The organism is Stackebrandtia soli, assembly GCF_965137155.1.
GTDB classification, from domain to species: domain Bacteria; phylum Actinomycetota; class Actinomycetes; order Mycobacteriales; family Micromonosporaceae; genus Stackebrandtia; species Stackebrandtia soli.
The window spans coordinates 40,796-58,176 of sequence record NZ_CBCRZX010000029.1 but is presented as its reverse complement, the minus strand read 5'-3'; the positions used below and the strand labels follow the sequence as shown (position 1 = coordinate 58,176).

The 17,381-nt window shown below is 67.3% G+C and carries 15 protein-coding genes; 2 read left to right on the top strand and 13 right to left on the bottom strand.

What is annotated here, in order from left to right:
* Positions 1-761: 761 nt before the first annotated feature.
* The gene (gene cas3, locus ACM9NP_RS16565; RefSeq protein ID WP_415647609.1) at positions 762-3,635 is read right to left on the bottom strand and encodes a CRISPR-associated helicase Cas3'; all 2,874 of its coding nucleotides are present in this window, start codon (positions 3,633-3,635) and stop codon (positions 762-764) included.
* A gap of 298 nt (positions 3,636-3,933) precedes the next feature.
* Here cas3 and ACM9NP_RS16560 point away from each other — a divergent pair, with 298 nt between their 5' ends.
* Positions 3,934-4,212, top strand: a complete 279-nt coding sequence (locus tag ACM9NP_RS16560) for a hypothetical protein (RefSeq protein ID WP_415647608.1) — start codon at positions 3,934-3,936, stop codon at positions 4,210-4,212.
* Positions 4,213-4,542: 330 nt separating this feature from the next.
* On the opposite strand, the gene ACM9NP_RS16555 is transcribed toward ACM9NP_RS16560, so the two are convergent.
* Positions 4,543-5,436, bottom strand: coding sequence for a DUF1684 domain-containing protein (locus tag ACM9NP_RS16555; protein ID WP_415647607.1), 894 nt, complete (start codon positions 5,434-5,436; stop codon positions 4,543-4,545).
* A gap of 191 nt (positions 5,437-5,627) precedes the next feature.
* On the opposite strand from ACM9NP_RS16555, the gene ACM9NP_RS16550 reads away from it, so the two are divergent.
* Positions 5,628-6,059, top strand: a complete 432-nt coding sequence (locus tag ACM9NP_RS16550) for a hypothetical protein (protein WP_415647606.1) — start codon at positions 5,628-5,630, stop codon at positions 6,057-6,059.
* A gap of 374 nt (positions 6,060-6,433) precedes the next feature.
* Here ACM9NP_RS16550 and ACM9NP_RS16545 read toward each other — a convergent pair whose 3' ends face one another.
* The 11 genes from ACM9NP_RS16545 to ACM9NP_RS16495 all read right to left on the bottom strand — a co-directional run bounded on the left by ACM9NP_RS16545 (position 6,434) and on the right by ACM9NP_RS16495 (position 17,071).
* Positions 6,434-7,420: an extracellular catalytic domain type 1 short-chain-length polyhydroxyalkanoate depolymerase gene (locus ACM9NP_RS16545; RefSeq protein WP_415647605.1), complete on the bottom strand. Its 987-nt coding sequence runs from the start codon at positions 7,418-7,420 to the stop codon at positions 6,434-6,436.
* A gap of 117 nt (positions 7,421-7,537) precedes the next feature.
* Positions 7,538-8,173 carry a TetR/AcrR family transcriptional regulator gene (locus ACM9NP_RS16540; RefSeq protein WP_415647604.1) on the bottom strand — a complete coding sequence of 212 codons (636 nt, stop codon included), beginning with the start codon at positions 8,171-8,173 and terminating at the stop codon, positions 7,538-7,540.
* A 14-nt stretch (positions 8,174-8,187) separates the two neighbouring features.
* Complete coding sequence (locus tag ACM9NP_RS16535; protein ID WP_415647603.1) at positions 8,188-9,225, bottom strand: alpha/beta hydrolase; 1,038 nt, start codon at positions 9,223-9,225, stop codon at positions 8,188-8,190.
* Between the two features lie 2 nt (positions 9,226-9,227).
* Positions 9,228-10,244, bottom strand: coding sequence for a 3-oxoacyl-ACP synthase (locus ACM9NP_RS16530; RefSeq protein ID WP_415647602.1), 1,017 nt, complete (start codon positions 10,242-10,244; stop codon positions 9,228-9,230).
* Positions 10,241-11,311 carry a branched-chain amino acid ABC transporter permease gene (locus ACM9NP_RS16525; protein ID WP_415647601.1) on the bottom strand — a complete coding sequence of 357 codons (1,071 nt, stop codon included), beginning with the start codon at positions 11,309-11,311 and terminating at the stop codon, positions 10,241-10,243. The genes ACM9NP_RS16530 and ACM9NP_RS16525 overlap by 4 nt, the downstream gene beginning before the upstream one ends.
* Complete coding sequence (locus ACM9NP_RS16520) at positions 11,308-12,174, bottom strand: branched-chain amino acid ABC transporter permease (protein WP_415647600.1); 867 nt, start codon at positions 12,172-12,174, stop codon at positions 11,308-11,310. The genes ACM9NP_RS16525 and ACM9NP_RS16520 overlap by 4 nt, the downstream gene beginning before the upstream one ends.
* A 37-nt stretch (positions 12,175-12,211) precedes the next feature.
* A complete protein-coding gene (locus ACM9NP_RS16515; protein ID WP_415647599.1) occupies positions 12,212-12,916 on the bottom strand; it encodes an ABC transporter ATP-binding protein in 705 nt (234 codons plus the stop codon).
* Positions 12,913-13,692 carry an ABC transporter ATP-binding protein gene (locus tag ACM9NP_RS16510; RefSeq protein ID WP_415647598.1) on the bottom strand — a complete coding sequence of 260 codons (780 nt, stop codon included), beginning with the start codon at positions 13,690-13,692 and terminating at the stop codon, positions 12,913-12,915. Before ACM9NP_RS16510 ends, ACM9NP_RS16515 begins: the two co-directional genes overlap by 4 nt.
* Entirely contained in the window at positions 13,692-14,870 is a 1,179-nt protein-coding gene (locus tag ACM9NP_RS16505) for a substrate-binding domain-containing protein (RefSeq protein ID WP_415647597.1), read from the bottom strand. Before ACM9NP_RS16505 ends, ACM9NP_RS16510 begins: the two co-directional genes overlap by 1 nt.
* A 21-nt stretch (positions 14,871-14,891) precedes the next feature.
* The gene (locus tag ACM9NP_RS16500) at positions 14,892-15,269 is read right to left on the bottom strand and encodes a hotdog domain-containing protein (RefSeq protein WP_415647596.1); all 378 of its coding nucleotides are present in this window, start codon (positions 15,267-15,269) and stop codon (positions 14,892-14,894) included.
* A complete protein-coding gene (locus ACM9NP_RS16495; RefSeq protein WP_415647595.1) occupies positions 15,266-17,071 on the bottom strand; it encodes an AMP-binding protein in 1,806 nt (601 codons plus the stop codon). Before ACM9NP_RS16495 ends, ACM9NP_RS16500 begins: the two co-directional genes overlap by 4 nt.
* Positions 17,072-17,381 lie beyond the last annotated feature (310 nt).

Sequence of the window (17,381 nt, the reverse complement as noted above, 5' to 3'; positions counted from 1 at the left end):
GGGGTGGTGGTGGCGCGGTCGTTGGCGGGGCGGTCAGTGCGGTCGGTCATGGGTTCCCTGCGTCTCGTCGAGGACTATGGCGAAGTGATGGTGTGTTCAGCTACCCGACACCTCGACACGATCCGATCCTCCCCCGCCAATTCCTTTCAAAACCGGGTAACCGACGACCTTCGGCTTGGCGCAGCGACGCACCCAACCACACGACCCTCCAAAGGCCGGATGGCCACAGACCTTCGGCTTGGTGGGGCGGTTTACGCGACCACGCCTTTCTGCGGTGATGGTGAGGCGAGACCCACCAAGCCGCAGAACGCGACCACCCCGAGAGGTCAGCTCTCGGTCCCGTCCCGGTGCTATCCGGCCGGTACGTGGGTGGCCCGGTTCCACGGCTTGGTGGGCCTCCGCTCCGTCCACAGCAGAACATCTCAGTTCCCGTACACCGCCCCACCAAGCCGGACGCCTGCGGCACCCACCACAAGAAAACACCCACGCCACACGGAAGCGACCCCATCCCCGCGCGTGCGGGGAGCACGGAAAATACTCCGCGACAGGCACTTTCACCTCGGGACCATCCCCGCGTGCGCGGGGAGCAGGCACGGCAATGGCTACGCGCACTTACGTGGCGGGACCATCCCCGCGTGCGCGGGGAGCAGCGTCGCGCCCGGTCCTGGAACCATCCATCGAGAGGACCATCCCCGCGTGCGCGGGGAGCAGACGAGTTGACCTGGGGGTCTACCCGCGGGTAACTGCGTTTTTGACCAAGATCATTTTTGTGGGGCCTTTCGAGCGCGATTTGCTTGGTCGAGTTTGGCGACTGTGAGCCCGTCCTGTGGAGAGTACGTGACGCGATGGCCCGCGAGGGTGATGGCCATGTCGTCGGCCTCCAGTGGCATCACCAGTTCGCCCGCCAGCCAATGGTTCTCTTGCCACGCCACAGGAAAGTACCGCTGGTCGAGCTCTTCGACGACCTGTTCGGCGTTGAGCCAGAACGGAAGCACGATGGTGCACTGCGACACGACTCGACCGAGCTCGTGACCGGGGTCGGCCTCGCGAGGAATCTCGGCTCCGGCAAGACCGTCTTCGATCCAATCCGGAACGAACCATGATTCGTCCCGTTCGACCACCACGATGACCTCAACGGAGTCGCCTCCATCCCGAACCTGGGCGTATCCACTGGGCCTCTCGTCAGCGTCCCCGACACCCGAGGACAGGAAGCCGATCAACGTACGTCCTACGGGACCGTCGATTCGGAACTCCCTGGCGTCCTGTGCTTTCCGTTCCTGGATCGCCTGGAATCTGGTCTTCGTCCGGGCCAGGTGAGGCTGCCAGTCGGCGGGACCGACGTCGGCGTCCCCATAGGTGCGTTGCACGAGCGGTGAGATGTCCGCTGGGAGTCGTACGATGTTGCCCCTTTCGCGACAGTGATCAAACAGGACGGCCGCCGAACGCAACAGCAGGTACTCGTCATAGACACGTGTCGAACCCCGATTCGGAGCGATCGGGGACTGGTCCCACATCGCTCCCGTGACAAGGCAACGCGGTCGACGGAGTGCCATCGGGCGGTCACCTGTCGCGCGACGGTCGTGGCGATGTGTCCGCCCGAGCCGTTGCAACATCAGGTCGGTCGGCGCCAAGTCGGTCACCAGCAAGTCGAAGTCGATGTCGAGGCTTTGCTCCGCGACTTGGGTGGCGACCACGATCGTCGGCGGCGTAACAATCGCCCGAGTCCGTCCAAAAGTGTCACGCAACCAGGTGTCGTTCGAGCTGCGATCGAAGGTGAGGAATCGTGAGTGCGCCAGTCTCACGTCGACCCGATCACCGATCTTCTCGCGAAGCATGCGGGCGGTGGCCTGCGCCCGGGCGACCGTGTTCCTAATGACGAGCACGCATCCGCCGTCACGAAGCGCAACGTTCAGTTTGTCCGCGAGAACCTGATCATCGTCCGCCAGGAATTCGATGTCGACGTCCACGGAGCGGTCAGACGCGGGATCGGCGTCGCGAACAACGATCTCGCCGTTCCGGGAAGCGGTGACGATCGTTGGATAGCCGACGTCGGCGAGCGCGCCCTCGTCCTGTGCGGACAGCTTATCGCGATAAGCCCGGACGAGACGATCCCGAGTGTCGGACGGCAAGGTCGCCGACAGGACGACCACTGTGCATCCATAGTGGGCGATCCATTCGATGGCCATCTCGAGATATTGGGACATGTAGACGTCGTATGCGTGAGCCTCGTCGATGACGACGACCTTCCCTGCGAGACCGAGATGTCGAAGCGCCACGTGCTTCATCTTCAACGCCGCGAATAGGAGTTGGTCGATCGTGACGACGGCGAACTGGGACAGCAGGGTCTTCTTCCGACCTGCCATCCAGCGGTGCGCGGCGACTCGTGGAGTTGTCCGATGCGCTCCCGGCTTCTCGACACCCCAGTCGGTGTCGATACAGGAGTATCCCGCGCCCAGCAAGCGGCGGAAGTCCTTGTTGTGCCGGTTCTTCGCGTGACCAAGCATGAGGTCCAACGGCGTGTCCGCTTGCTCCGCGAGCTTGGCGACCCACTCCTCGGCCCTGGTCAGTACCGCGTCGCTGGTGGCGCGGGTCGGCAGTGCCAGGAGGACTCCGCCGTCCCCGCCGCGCTCGGCGACGATCTCGGCGATGGCGAGCGCCGCTTCCGTCTTCCCCTCACCCATCGGAGCTTCGACGATGATCAACGCGGGTTCCGTGAGGGAGACGGCGATCGAGACGGCTGCGACCTGGACCGGATGAGGGCGGTGTTCGGGGTTGAACCGCGCTCGGAACAGTTCGGACGGATCCTTGGGGACGGCGGCCGCCCGCCATCGTGGAGGGAGCGCGGCCTTCCGCCACCCGACGGCGATTCGATCCTCATTGCTCGGATCGTGTTCGATTGACAGGTAAGGGAAGTAGTCCTCGTTGCTGGCGATCCAGTCCGCGATGATCACGATCGCCGTCAGCAAGACCTGCGTCGCCTTCGGCACTGTGGTTGTCGCCCACCGCCGCAGGTCATCGGCGATTCCCGACGATTCCGCCGCCCAATCCAGGAGTTCCCATTGTGTTCGCCGCCAAGGAGTCTCGTCGCCGTCATAGGACCAGCCCATCGGGTGGCTGACCGACCAGTTCTCGACCTCTTGAATCATCGCTGAATCGGGCGGCGCCCCATGATGTCCGCCGACGACGCAGGAAAACTGTTGGTACTGCCGCTTCCGCCAAGCGTGGCGGTCCGCGAGCCAAGCGTTCAGGATCAACTGGCCGGTAGTCGCGTGTTTGGCAGCTCGGGGATACAGCTCGCGATTGGACGTCCAGACCAGACCGTGGATGTCACCGCGTTCCGCCAGTTGCGGAGCCTGGTTCGTAAAGGACGGTGTCGCTTTGCCAATGTCGTGCACACCGGCCAGCCATGAGACAAGGCGACGACCGGAATCCATGTCTCCCGCGACATCGGCGATCAAGGTCCGGACGCGATCCGGCACCCATCGGTCCCACAACAGTTCGGCTACCTGCGCGGAATCAGCCAGATGTCTCCACAATGGCAGCCAATCATCGCTGTCCCTTTTCGATTTCCCCCAGACGACCCCGGAGCGTCGGCTCAGAGCGGCTCCCGACCATCGATGTTGACTATGAGTCATACTCACAGTCAATCCGACGCGCACAAACCAACGGAGAACGGCCACCACCACACGAAGTCCACCTAAATGATCTTGGTCAAAAACTCAGTTACCCGCCGGTAGACCCGCAGGTCAACTCGGCTGCTCCCCGCGCACGCGGGGATGGCCCCTCGACCCGGCGGCCGCGCGCGTCGTCAATCTCCTGCTCCCCGCGCACGGGTGGGAGGCGGTCATGTCGTGGGGGTCGACGCGACTGGTTGCGGGGGCAGGGTTCGCAGGGGTGACTTCATTTGTCGGCGGCGCGTTGTGAGGTGTGGTCGTGATTGGACACGAGATAATCGGAGAGCTCACCTATGGAGGTTCAATGAAGAGTGTCTTCCGGTTCCTCGCCTTCGTCGTCGCCGCCTACTTCATAGTTCGCGCGGTGGTGGAGCCGTTCGTCGTGGACTTCTCGGACCCTTCCTCCTACGAGAACGACTGGGGAGGTCCGAGCCTCATAGGCGTGCTCGCGGTCCACATGGTCCCTGGAATCATCGCGGCGGCGCTCCTGACCTTCTGGCTGGTCAAGACCAAACGCACGAAACAGGCTGACGACTGACGGGGTGCTCCAGCGAGAGCATCACCGAGAGCCCCTGTGCCGCCATCGTCGACGCCCGGGCTTTTCGCGACGGCCCGGCGGACCACCGTGGACCGGTGCCGATGTCGCCGGTTGGTGGCGGCGCCGTCCGACGGCTCACGTGAACGGCGCCAAGTCGCTGCCGCCCGGACTCTCCACAGGAGACGGCGCGGTCGGCTGGCGGCAGTCGCGCGGTGGGGTCTGATCCGGCCCAATTCCGCCAAATGCGTCGACATCGTGGATCATGGACAGTCGCCATCCCATGCGGCGCACGGGAACCCACGCCGCGCATGTTCCAGGGACGGCGTGCGGCTATTCCGGGGAGCGTTCGCCTGTGTGGACGGGGATGGGGAGACGGTTGTTCGGGGGCGGGAGGGGGCAGGTCGAGTAGTCGTTGAAGGCGCACGGCAGGCAGGACGCCCGGTTGAAGTCGAGGACGACGGTTCCATCCTCCGCCGGGCGGTCGACCCGCAGCGAGCGAGCCGCGCCGGGAGTCGTGACGCCACTGGTCGCGTCACGGAACAGGATCCACAGGTGGTCGACATCGCCGAATGCCGTCAGCCGATGCTCGGATCCGTCGACGGTGAAGGCGATCTCGCCGCCGACGGTGCTCTGATGGGTGATTCCATCCACAACGGACCCGACGGTGATCTCGCGGGGTTCGACGAGCGCGTCGAAGCGAGCGGTCAGCCGCCACGCGGGGTCGAAGTCGTAGCGCGGGAGCGTCGTGAACGCGAGCCGGGCGGGCGCCTTCGGGTCGCGGACGCGGATCGCGTGCGATCCATCACGTTCGATGATCTCGACGATGACGTCGCCGACGCGCGCCTGGATGTCGGACTCCGTCGACACGCGAACGGAACCAGACACGACGCGGCCGTCGATCTCGATGCCCTCTGAGGAATCGGCCGTCACGGTGACGGTGCCGAAGGCGGCGGCGATGGCCGCGGAATCGCCCTGAGAAGACTCGCCGTCGGCGACGGCCGGTTCGGCGCGCCAACTCCCCGGCACACCGGGGAAGTTCTGGTCCTCATCGGACAGCCAGTGCAGCGCGGTCAAGCTCAACGGGCCGTACTCCGCGCCGATCTGCTCGTCGCGTGCCTTCGCCCAGCGCTGCCACTCGATCACGTCGCTCATGACGTCCTCCTCGGTGTCTCGCGCGAAAGCGTACGCGGACACCCACGCGATCGGCAGCATGTTTCGGGTCACGTTGGTGACTACGGTGGGCGCGTCGAGCTTCGAAGAACCGCAGCACCGGTCGTCACGGTCGCGAAGTGCTAGACCTGGAAATCCGGAGTGAACCGTGTGTTGGTTGTGGCGCAAAACATCCACGCATCGATTATGTTGCATACGTAGGTTGCTAGGCGGCGCGAACGACGACAACGGATCGCGAGGGCGAGATGGGAGCCACGAACGGGAACAGCGTCATCCTCGACCGGTCGCTGCCGTTCGAAGATCGGGCGAGGCGCGTCCTCGACCACTGGGCTGGGGGCAGCGAACGCTGGCTCGTCGACGACCTGGCCTTCTTCCTCTTGTACTGCTGGTTTCTCAAGCACGAGAACGCTCTGAGGTTCGAGCCTTACCAGCGACGTGGCGAGCAGCGATCCGCGCTCGCCGATACTCCGCTGGTGCGCGACTATGTCGCCGCCTCGCTGGCCGCCGTCGGTGGCGAGACCGGCTGGAACGCGATCCTGAGGCAACGGGGCCTGTGTTCGTGCGGCCAGACGAACCGACTCGAGAACATGGGCATCTGCGTCGAATGCGCGACTTTCGAGTGCTGGGAGTGTCAGGGAGATCATCGGGCCGTCACGAGCCATGACGTCGTCGGCTGACACCTGTGCCTAGTGCGCCCCAGACCGCTGGCGCGCCGAGATTCTCAACCGTCCGGCTAATTCCTGCACTCGGGGGCTCCGGAGGCGTCCCACCAAACGATCCACTGGCGACGATGGAGGACCGGTCCTCGACGAGGATGAGTTTCCCGGCGGTGGTACGGACGCGCCGCCCGGGGCCGCGGTCATCCGCATGACCAGTAGCTTCACATTGGACTAGAGGACCTGCTTTGGCCTCGGCATCTCGGAAAACACGTCGTTCAAGGTAAGGCGATTCAGAACCGAGGCTGGTGATCGAGGCACGGTCAGACTGTGGTGGGCCGCGATGCGGCCGATCAGCGGGAATCCCCGTGACCGGCCACGTTCAGCGATTGCACTCAACCGTTCAGTCCGAAATAGACGGCGTCGTGGTAAGTGGAGCAGATCGTGTCGAGGAAGTACGCCCCGGCGGTGCCGCACTGGTCGGGACCAGTGCCGGGATCGACGGGGGTGCCGTGCCCCATGCCCGCGACGGTGTAGACGCGGACGTCGTCGGTGCCGTACTTGTCGAGCGTCGTGTTCGCGGGCAGGGCGACGGTCTCCGTCGGGGTCGCGGCCACGCCGTGGACGTTCGTCCACTGATCACGGGACTCGGCGCCGTTGCGCGTCGCGACGACGTAGTCGGCGCCGCCGTGCCAGATCGCGACCTTCGCGCGCGGCCCGTCGTACCCGGTGTTCGCCGCGCGCACCAGGTCGCCCCAGGCTGCGGGCGTCCTGTCGGTGCCGGGGTTCATGCAGCTGAACGCGCTGATGCTGCTGGTCGCGCAGCGGTACGGGATCCCGCCGATGATCGAGCCGCCCGCGAAGAGTTCCGGGTAGGCGGCGAGCATGATCGCGCTCATCGCACCGCCCGCGGACAATCCGGTCACGTATACGCGCGACGGGTCGGCGCCCCAGGTGGTGACGGCGTGACCGACCATCGAGGCGATGGACGCCGCCTCACCGGATCGGCCCTGGTCTGCGGGTTCGAACCAGTTGAAGCACTTGTTGAAGTTGTTCGACATGGGCTGTTGCGGGTAGACGACGATGAAACCCCACTCGTCGGCATAGCGCTGCCAGCCGGAATGGCCGTGGTAGGCGGCGGCGTCTTGGGCGCAGCCGTGGGCCGCGACGACGACCGCGGGAGTCGCGGCCACGGTGTCGGGAATGTACGCGTACATCGCGAGCGCGCCGGGGTTGCTTCCGAAGGAGGCGACGGGTTGCAGACTCGCGGTGGGGCGGGGTTCCGGGGTGCTGTTCGCGTGTGCCGGGGTCGACGCGAATGCGGTCAGCGCGATGGCGCTCGCGCACAGGACGGTTGTAACTCTATTCAGGATTGTCCGCATCGGACTTCACCTCGTTCATGAGTAGTGACTCAGTTGTCATGAACGGGACGTTACGGATGTCACAGGCATGTAACCATGTCGATGGCCCACACAGTTGGGACGCGGCTCGTGGCGACGTCACGGGGAGCCGAGACCGCGCCGAATGAACGCGTACATCTCCTCGAAGACGTGCTCGGGAACCTCCCCGGGGCCGCCCTGCCACAGCACCCAGCGCATGCCGATCAGCTCGCCGATTCCCATGAGCGCGAATGCGAGCACCTCCGGATCGGCCTCGGCGATCTCGCCGTCGGCCATCGCCTGCCGAAGTCCTCCGATGTAGCCGTCGGCGATGGTCTGGTAGTGCCGTTGCAGCGCGCCGGGCGACGCGAACTCGGCCTGCCGGATGATCCGGTAGAGCCCGGGATGCTCTGCGGTGAAACGAAAGAACGCGGCGAAGCCGAGCCTCTCGGCCTCGGCGCGGTCGGTTCCTCGTTGCGAGCCTTCGGACATGGCGAAACGGACGCGCCGGTTCAGGTCGTCTACGAGTTCGTCGAAGACCTGCTGCTTGCTCTCGAAGTAGATGTAGAAGGTGCCCTGGGCGACCTGCGCGGACTCGGTGATCTTCACGATCGAGGCATCGTGATATCCGAGTTCGGCGAAGATCTCCTCGGCGGCGTCGAGCAGACGCCGACGCGTCCGTTCACCCTTTTTGGACAGCGGCTTGCCGCTGACGGCGGTCGGCGGCGGTGCGTCGTCCACGTGCCACGTTGACATGTCTCCCCCTCTGCTCACCGGTGGTCCGCGTAGAAGCGCGCGACGTGTTCGGACACCAGCGACGCGAACTCGGTGGGCCGCTGCGCGTACGGAAAGTGTCCGGTGCCGGACATGACGACTTCGCGGTAGTCGCCATGGGCGTCGAGGACGCGCCGGGTCTGCGCGATCATCGGTTGCGCGTCGAACACATCGGACCCCGGCCAGCCGGGCACGGCGCCCACCCTACCAAGTTGCCCCACATCGGACATCGACGTATCGGAGACGATGACATCGAGATCGCCGCGCACCCAGAGCACCGGCACGTGCGACGCCGTCTCGGCGAGCCGTGCCCACGAGAAGTACTTGGCGGACATCGAGTTCAGGACTCCCCTAGTGCCCGGGGCGAAGCCCGGCCAATGCGGGGACGGCACGCTGTCGCCCGGGTAGTGATCGTCGCCGATCCGGGTGCGCAGCATCGCCGCGACGTGGACGTCCTCGTCGACGGTCTGACCGGGGAAGTACAGCGCGCGCACCACGTTGCGGGGCGCGGCGGGGTCCTCGTCACCTTCGTCGCCGAGCAGGATCCGTTCGACGAAACGCGGATTCACCGCCCCGCCACCGGTTCCGGCGAGGTCTGGCGCGTACGGTCGACCGTCCAGGTCCGTCCCGCCGAAACCGTGGGGCGCCAACGGCGTGACGAGGGTCAGGGTCGCCACGCGCTCGGGGTGGTGGGTGGCGAGGTCGGCGACGACGCCGCCGCCCATCGAGTGGCCGACGAGATGGACCCGGTCGAGACCGAGCGCGTCGAGCAGGGCGACGAGGTCGTCCCGATGGTCGCCGAGGCCGCGTGTGGCGTCGATCGGTGGCGCGTCTCCGTCACCGAATCCGCGCAGGTCGGCGGCGACGCCGCCGAGGTGAGGCGGGAGGAGTCGCAGCTGCTCGCACCACACCGTCGACTCGGAGAGGTTGCCGTGGACGAACACGACGGTCTCGCCGGACGGTTCGCCGACGGCCCGAACGTGCGTTCGGCGTCGACGGGTGTCGACATACCTCGATTCGATTCCCCGTGTCATGACTATCCCTTTCGTCCCGTTGGTCGCCAGGTCAGAGTGGACGCCGCCCACGTGTAGCCCGTGCCCGCGGCGAGCAGCAGCACCGTGTCGCCGGCACTTAGCGCGTCCCGGCGGCGATCGAGCGCGAGCAACGGGTCGACACCGCTCATATGGCCGGTGTCGTCCAGGTAGACGGAGCGTTCGGCCGGGACTCCGAGGACGTCGAGGATCTCGTCGTGCATGGACCGTTTCATGTGGATGAGGCACAGAAGGTCGACGTCGGCAGGTTCACGTCCCGATCCGGCGAGCGCGCGCGAGGCGACGGCTCGGAAGTTCGGCAATGAGACCGCGTCCAGTCCGTCCTTCATGGAGATCGGGTCGGCGACGTCGAGGAGGTGCCGCCCGTCCGCGATGGTGGCGGCGGACGTCGGCTCGACGCTTCCCCCTGCGGGAACCCGTACCTGGTGGGAGAACGATCCGTCGGTGATCATCGCCGTCGCGCCGATCTCGGCCCCGTCGTCGACGGTGGACAGCACGGCGGCGACGGCGCCGTCTCCGAAGTTGAACGCGAAACGCGATCGCCGGTTGCCGTAGTCGAGGAGGTGCGATTCGCGGCTGGCGGCGACGGCGAGGACGCGGCGGATCGCGGGCTCGGCGACCAGCATGTCCCGGCATATGCGGAGCGCCACCGGGGTCCCGCAGGACACGTAGTCCAGTTCGAGGGCGAAGGCGTTGACGCAGCCCAGTTGGCGCGCGATGTGCGGTGAGGCGTGCCAGACCGGGTGGTCCTTCCACGTCGAACCGAAGTAGACGACGGCGTCGATGTCGGCGGGGGTGAGCCCGGCGTCGTCGAGTGCTCGGCGTCCCGCGATGACGGCCATGTCGCTGACGTGTTCGTCGGCGGCGGCGATGTGCTTGCCGCGAAGCCCGAACTTGTCGACGACGACCGGCTCGGGAATGCCACTGGCCGTGGCGATCTCGGCGGCGGTCATCCAGCGTTCCGGGAGGTAGGACGCGAGTCCGGCGATGCGGGCGGTCATGCGGAGCCCTTCGTCGTGTCGGCGGTGCCTCGGCCGGTGAGGGCGGCGGTGAGGTGGCGCAGGCTGGTCGCGCCGGCGACGGAGGTGACTCCCTTGGGGAGGGCGAGGACGATGACGACGAAGAGCGCGCCGAGCACGAACATCGGTTCCCGCAGCGGCGCCGGCAGTCCGGGGTGGGCGGTGCCGAGTTCGCCGAGGCGGTGACCGAGATACGTGTACAGCAGTCCCCCGACGAGGGCACCGTATCGGTGCCCGGTGCCGCCGAGGACGACCATGACGAGCAGCCCGAGGGTGAAGGTGGATTCGGTGATCTCGGCGTACGCGCCGCCGGACACGAGCGCGTACGCGGCGCCCGCGAGGGTGGCGAGGAAGGACGCGAGCACGAACACCAGGAGCTTGAAGCTGTATGGGCGCAGTCCGAGGACGGCCACGCGTGCGGGGTTCTCTCGGATGGCGACCCACACCCGGCCGGGCCGAGAGCGTAGCGCCCACGCGATGACGGCGGCGATGACGACGAGAACGACGAGCGCGAGCCAGTACCGGTACTTCGCGTTGAAGACGCCGACGAGTTCGGCGGGCAGTTGCTGGTACGGCAGGGCGACTCCGAGTTCGCCGCCCGTCACGTCGAACGGGTCGCGTAGGACGAAGATGGCGGCGGCCTGCGCGAACGCGAGCGTCGCCATGGCGAAGGCGATGCCGTCGACGCGCAGGCAGATCGCTCCGAGGATTAGCGGGAGTGCGATTCCGACGACCGCCACATACGACAGTGCGATGGGGAGCGATACGCCGGATCCGAGGGCGATCGCGGTGGTGTACATGCCCGCGGCGACGTACAGGCTGTGCCCGAAGGTGAGCAGGCCGGTGTGTCCGAACAGGAGGTCGTAGGTCATGGCGACGCCGGCCATCACGAACATGAGTGACAGCAGGTGCAGGACGCCGGGGCTCGACAGGGCGCCGGCGAACAGTCCGGGGATGTAGACGTGCAGGAACGGCATGGCGACGGCGAGTCCGATGAGGATCGCCAGGATGCCGCGTCGGAGCCAGGGTCGTGGGTCGGTGGTGGTCATGTCGTGGCCTTTCCCAGCAGCCCTTGGGGTCGGGCGAGGAGGACGCCGACGAGCAGGAGCACGACGATGAGGTCTCCGGCGCCGACGGCGGCGTAGAAGTTGGCGTACTGCTGGAACATCCCGACGAGGACGGCGGCGAGCGCGGAGCCGAGGATCGAGCCGAGGCCGCCGATGATGACGACGATGAACGCGAAGATGAGCAGGCTCATGCCCTGTTCGGGGGATACGGCGTTGTTGACGGCCGCGGCGAGCGCCCCGGCGAGGGCGGCGAGCGCGCCGCCGATGGCGAAGACGAGGGTGAACGCGCGTCGGACGTCGATGCCGAGCGCGGTGACCATCGGCCGGTTCTCGACGCCCGCGCGGATGACGAGGCCGTACCGGGTCTTGGCGAGGAACAGCGCGAGCGCGGCGTACACGGCGACGGCGATGCCGATGACGAGCAGCCGATCGTTGGGGATGTGGGCGCCGAGGACCTCGGTCACCTCGTTCATCCACTGAGGTGTCTTGATGGTGCGGGCGTCGGGGCCGAACATCGCCCTGATGAGGGCGGTGATGGCGAGCAGTAGCCCGACGGTCAGCAGGATCTGTGGGACGTGGTTGCCGTACCAGCGACGCAGCAGCGTCACCTCGATGAGCGCGGCGAGCGCGGCGACGGCCGGTACGGCGATGAGGACGCCGAGGGTGAAGCTTCCGGTCGCGTCGACGATGACCCAGGCGAGGTATCCGCCGCAGGTGAGGAACGCGCCGTGGGCGAAGTTGAGGACGTCCATGAGCCCGAAGATCAGGGACAGACCGGACGAGACCAGGAAGTACAGCGAGGCGAGGCCGAGGCCGGTCACCGTCAGCAGCAGAAATGTCTCCATTGTGTCCTCCTCTCGGTGGGGTGGGCGGCGATAGGTCTCATGTGGCCACTCCGACGCCCAGGTGGGCGCGGGTGAGGTCGGCGTCGGCGAGCAGTTCGGCGGCCGAACCGGTCCAGGCGACGCGGCCCTGGTCGAGGACGACGGCGTGCTCGGCGAGTCGACGGACGAGGTCGAGGTTCTGTTCGACCAGGACGATCGTTCGGGACTTCGCGATCTCCACGAGGGACTCGGCGAGTTCGGTGACGAGGTGCGGGGCGAGGCCCTGGCTCGGTTCGTCGATGAGGAGCAGCGTGTTGTCGTTGAGGAGCGCCCGCGCGAGCGCGAGCATCTGCTGTTCCCCGCCGGACATGCTGCCCGCGCGTTGGGAGCGGCGTTCGGCGAGCCTCGGGAACAGCTCGAACACCAGGTCGTAGTGGTGGTCGCTGTCGCGGCGTTCCGCGAGTCGCAGGTTCTCGGCGACGGTGAGCCGCGAGAAGACCTCTCGGTTCTCGGGGACGTACCCGACGCCGTGCTGGACGATCCGGTGCGTCGGCATCGTCGAGATGTCGACGCCGTCGAGGCTGATCCGTCCTGTGCGGGTCGCGAGGCCGAGCACTCCGAGCAGCGTCGTCGTCTTGCCGACGCCGTTGCGGCCGAGCAGCGCGGTCACGCCGCCGGATGGGACGGACAGTGAGACTCCTTGCAGCACATGCGATTCGCCCCGGTAGACGTCGAGGTTCGTCACCTCCAGCACGGTCGTCACAGGGCCTCCCCGAGGTAGGCGGATTGAACGAGCGGGTCGGCCATGACGCGGTCCGGCGTGTCGCAGGCGAGCAGGACGCCGTGGTGCATGACGGCCATCCGGTCGGCGAGCGCGACGGCGACGTCCATCCGGTGTTCGATGAGGACTACGGTGATCCCCTCCTCCGTCGATAGTCGACGGATGACCTCGGTCAGTTCGGGTACGTCCTCGGCGGCCATCCCGGCGGTGGGTTCGTCGAGGAGCAGCACGGTCGGTCGTCCCGCGATCGCGACGGCGACCTCGAGGCGTCGCTTGTCGCCGTGGGACAGGTCGGCGGCGATCGTGTCAGCCTTGTCGGCGATGCCGACGTCGGCGAGCGCGACGCGGGCGCGTTCGGTCGCGTCGTCGGTGTCGCGCACGCGCCGCCACACCGCGAGGCTCCCGCCGAGGTGTGCCTGTGCGGCGAGCCGGACGTTCTCGACGGCCGACAGCGCGGGAAACAGGCTCGTGATCTGGAAGCTGCGGGCGATCCCGGAGCGGGCCCGGACGTGCACGGGTTGCCTCGTGATGTCGTTGCCGTTCAGGAGGATTCGGCCTCGGGTCGGCGTCCGCAGTCCGGAGAGGACGTTGAACAGGGTGGTCTTGCCGGCCCCGTTCGGCCCGAGGATCGCGAGGATCTCGCCGGGCCGAACGGAGAGGCCCACGTCGTTGAGGATCGTGACACCGCCGATGTCGACGCCGAGCCCGTCGGTGGCGAGTACGGCGGTGTCGACCGGCGCGGGGGCGTCGATCGTCATCACTTCGCCTCGGGCGGGGTGACGTCGTCGGAGGTCAGCGCCGTGACGAGCTCCGGCACGAGCGCGCCGTCCTTCTCGACGAGTCGAGCCTGGAACATCGGCTGCAGGAGCGCGTGGTCGCTGGCGCGGACGGTCGATTCGCCCTTCGGCGAGGTGAAGGTCCAACCTTCGAGGGCCTTGGCCATCGCGGCGGGGTCGGTGCCGCCCTCGGCGATCGCGCGGACGACCATCTGCGCGGCGGTGAACCCGTCGGTGTGGAAGATGTCGGGCGTGATGTCGTCCTTGGCGAGCGCGGCGGCGAGCGCGGTCGCGGGCTCGTTGTCGGTGGCTTCGGCGAAGTAGTGCGACAGGAAGTCGATCTTCGTTCCGGCCGCGCCGAAGGTCTCGTAGCCGACGCGTTCGGCCAATCCGGTGACGACCTTTGTGGAGTCGAAGACCTTCTGCTGGTCGAGCGTCTGCCACATGTTGGACGCGGTGTCGCCGGCCCACGCGACGAAGAGCATGTCGGGTTTCGCGTCGGTGATCTGGCGGGCGAACGGGGTGAAGTCGGTCGTGTCGAGCGGGACGAGTACCGGTTCGACGTCGGCGCCGCCCTCCTCGCCGAAGACCTTCTCCGCGGCGGCGACGTTGTCCTGCCCGAACGCGTAGTCCTGCGCGAGGACGAGGATCTTCTTGCCTTCGAGGTCGCCCAGGAAGGACTGTGCCGCGAGCAGGTCCTGATAGGTCTGACGGCCGGAACGGAACGTGAAGTCGTTGATGCCGGTCATCGCGTCGGTCGCGGCCGGGCCTCCGATGTAGAGGATCTGATTCTGTTCGGCCAGCGGGGCGAGCTGTGTCGCGACGCCGGACGACGCGGTGCCGGCGAGGATCGTATAACCGTCGCCGATGATGCCGGTGGCGGTCGACGTCGCCTTCTCCGGTTCGCCGGCGTCGTCGTGGTACGTCACCTCGACCGTGATGTCACCGACCTTGCCGGTGCCGTCGGTCGCGTAGTCGAGCCCGGCGGCGAAGCCGTCCGAGTATTGACGGCCGTAACTGGACAGCAGTCCGCTGGTGGATGTAAGGACGCCGACCTTCACCGTGTCGGCGGAGGATTCGGCGGGGGCGGCGCACGCCCCCAGGGCGGTGACGGTGAGCGCGGCGGCGGCGAGCGCGCCGGTGAGACGGCGGGGTGTCATGAGGGGCTCCTTGTTACGGGGTCAAGAGTGGGGGTGTTGGCGGGCGAGGACGACGGCGTCTCCCTCGCAGATCACGCGGTCGCCGACGGAGACGACGGCGCGGAGGGTGACGACCGCGCTGGTCGGGCGGACGGCGATGACGGTGACGCGGGCGGTCACCGTCTCACCGATCCGCGCGGGCTCGGAGAAGGTCAGGGTCTGGTTGAGGTACAGGGATTCGGGGCCGGGGAGGTCCATCCCGAGCAGCCGCGAGAACATGCCCGTCAGCAGGGACTCGGGGACGATGGTCGGGTCGAGGCGGCGACCGGTGACGGCGGAGTAGTCGGCGAGGTCCGCCGCCGTGAAGACACGATCCACAGTGGCCGAGCGGCCGATCGCGGTGTCCCAGAACGTGCTCATCGCAGTGCTCCCGTCAGTTCGCAGACGACCCGGCCGTCGGTCCGGGTGACGGTGACCGCCAGCTCGCCGCCGCGAGCCTCACCGGTCACGGTGATCTCGTCGTCGGCGCGGGTCGCGGCGGTGAACGAGATCTCGAGTCGCGCCAGGCTCCGTCCGGGATGGTGCCGATCCACGGCGGCCTGGATCCGGCCGAGCACGAGCATTCCGTGCGCGATCGTTCCCCCGAACACCGTCTTCTCCGCATAGGACGGATCGATGTGGACGGGGTTCTCGTCGCCGGACAGTCGCGCGTACACGTCGATGTCGTCCTGCGTGACGACGGAGCGCGCTCGCCAGACGACAGGACTGAGCCGGGCCTTCAGGACCTTCCCGGAAGCGTTGCGGGGCAACGCGTCGAGCACGACGACGTGCGTCGGAACCTTGAACGCGGCGAGGTGTCGACGGCAGTGCGCGCGCACCTCGCCGGTGTCGATCTCGGCGCCGGGAGCGGCGACGAGGACCGCCTGCCCGGTCTCGCCCCAGCGGTCGTCGGGCACGCCCACGACCGCCGCCTCCGCGACGTCCGGGTGTGTCAGCAGCACGCGTTCCACTTCGGCGGGATAGACGTTCTCGCCGCCCGATATGTACATGTCCTTGAGCCGGTCGACTATCCAATAGTGACCATCCGCGTCGCGGCGGGCGATGTCACCCGACCGGAGCCAGCCGTCGGCGGTGAACGCCTCCGCCGTGGCGTCGGGACGGTTCCAGTACCCGGGCGTGACGGCGGCACCGCGCACGAGCAGTTCGCCTTCGTCGGTGTCGACGCCGGACGCGTCGACCAGCCGCACCTCGGACAGGACCTGGCTCGTCCCAACGGAACCCGCCTTGGACAAAGCGTGCTCGGCGTCGATGAGGAACAGCGTCGGGCCGGTCTCGGTCATGCCCATTCCCTGCCGGACGACGATGCCGCGTTCGGCGAGCGACCTCAGGAGCGGCACCGGCATCGCCGCTCCCCCGCTCGCCCATGAACGCATGGTGGGGAATGTCGTGTCCTCGAATCCGGGCTCGTCGGCGAGCAGCCGGTACATCGTCGGCACGCCGAAGAACGCGGTCGCCTCGCTCGCCAGCGAACGCAGGATCATCGCCGGGGCGAACTCGTGCGCGACGATGGCGGCGCCGCCCGCGAAGAGCGTCGGCACGGTGTGGAGGTTGATCCCTCCGGTGTGGAACATCGGCAGGGCGTTGAGGGTGACGTCGGCCGAGGTCAGGCCGATCGCGGTGCCGATGTTGACGTGATTGGCCAACGCCATGCCGACCGTGTAGATGACGCCCTTGGGGCGACCGGTCGTGCCCGACGTGTACAGCAGGTACCAGATGTCGCCGTCGTCGCGGAAACCCCAGTCCGGCAGGGCATCCGCGCCGGCGAGCGCGGCGGCCCACGACGCGTCGTCGTAGTCGACGACGATCGGCGCGAGCGTCGCCGCCAACGCGGCGTTGGCGCCGTCGGACACCATGATGGATGGTCCACAGTCGGCGACTATGTCGGCGAGTTCGCCCGGGGACAGGCGCCAGTTCAGCGGAGCCGCGATCGCCCCGAGCCGCGCGCACGCGAACACGGTCTCGATCACCTCGACGCGGTTCCCGGACAGGATCGCGACCCGGTCGCCGGAACCGACACCGTGGGTGGCGAGAGCCCCCGCGATCCGTCCGACCCGCAGGTCGACGTCGGCATAACTGAGCCGAGCGCCGGAAAGGGTGTCGATGACGGCGAGCGCGGTCGGGTGAGCGTGAGCGCGGGTGGTGATCGGGTCGGGAATCTTCACGGACGTCCTCTCGAAAAAATGAGAGATGATTCAGTTCTTAGTTATGAAGAGTGTCCGACACCACGCGGCCGTCGGCCATGTCGATGACCAACGGCTTTCGACCGTGTTTCATGTGCGTTACCGACATAGCCGCCGTCCCATACGGCGGATCGCCGACAGCGGTGTCGGAACGCCATTCCACCGTCTCGCCGAAGCATGTCCACACGACACGGCTTCTCCGCAGCGCCGAGTAACGACCGATCGGCGCCTCGCACGACCTGAGTTCGGACGACCCCAACGTGGGCGAATGGTGTTTCGCCAGGTCGCACGC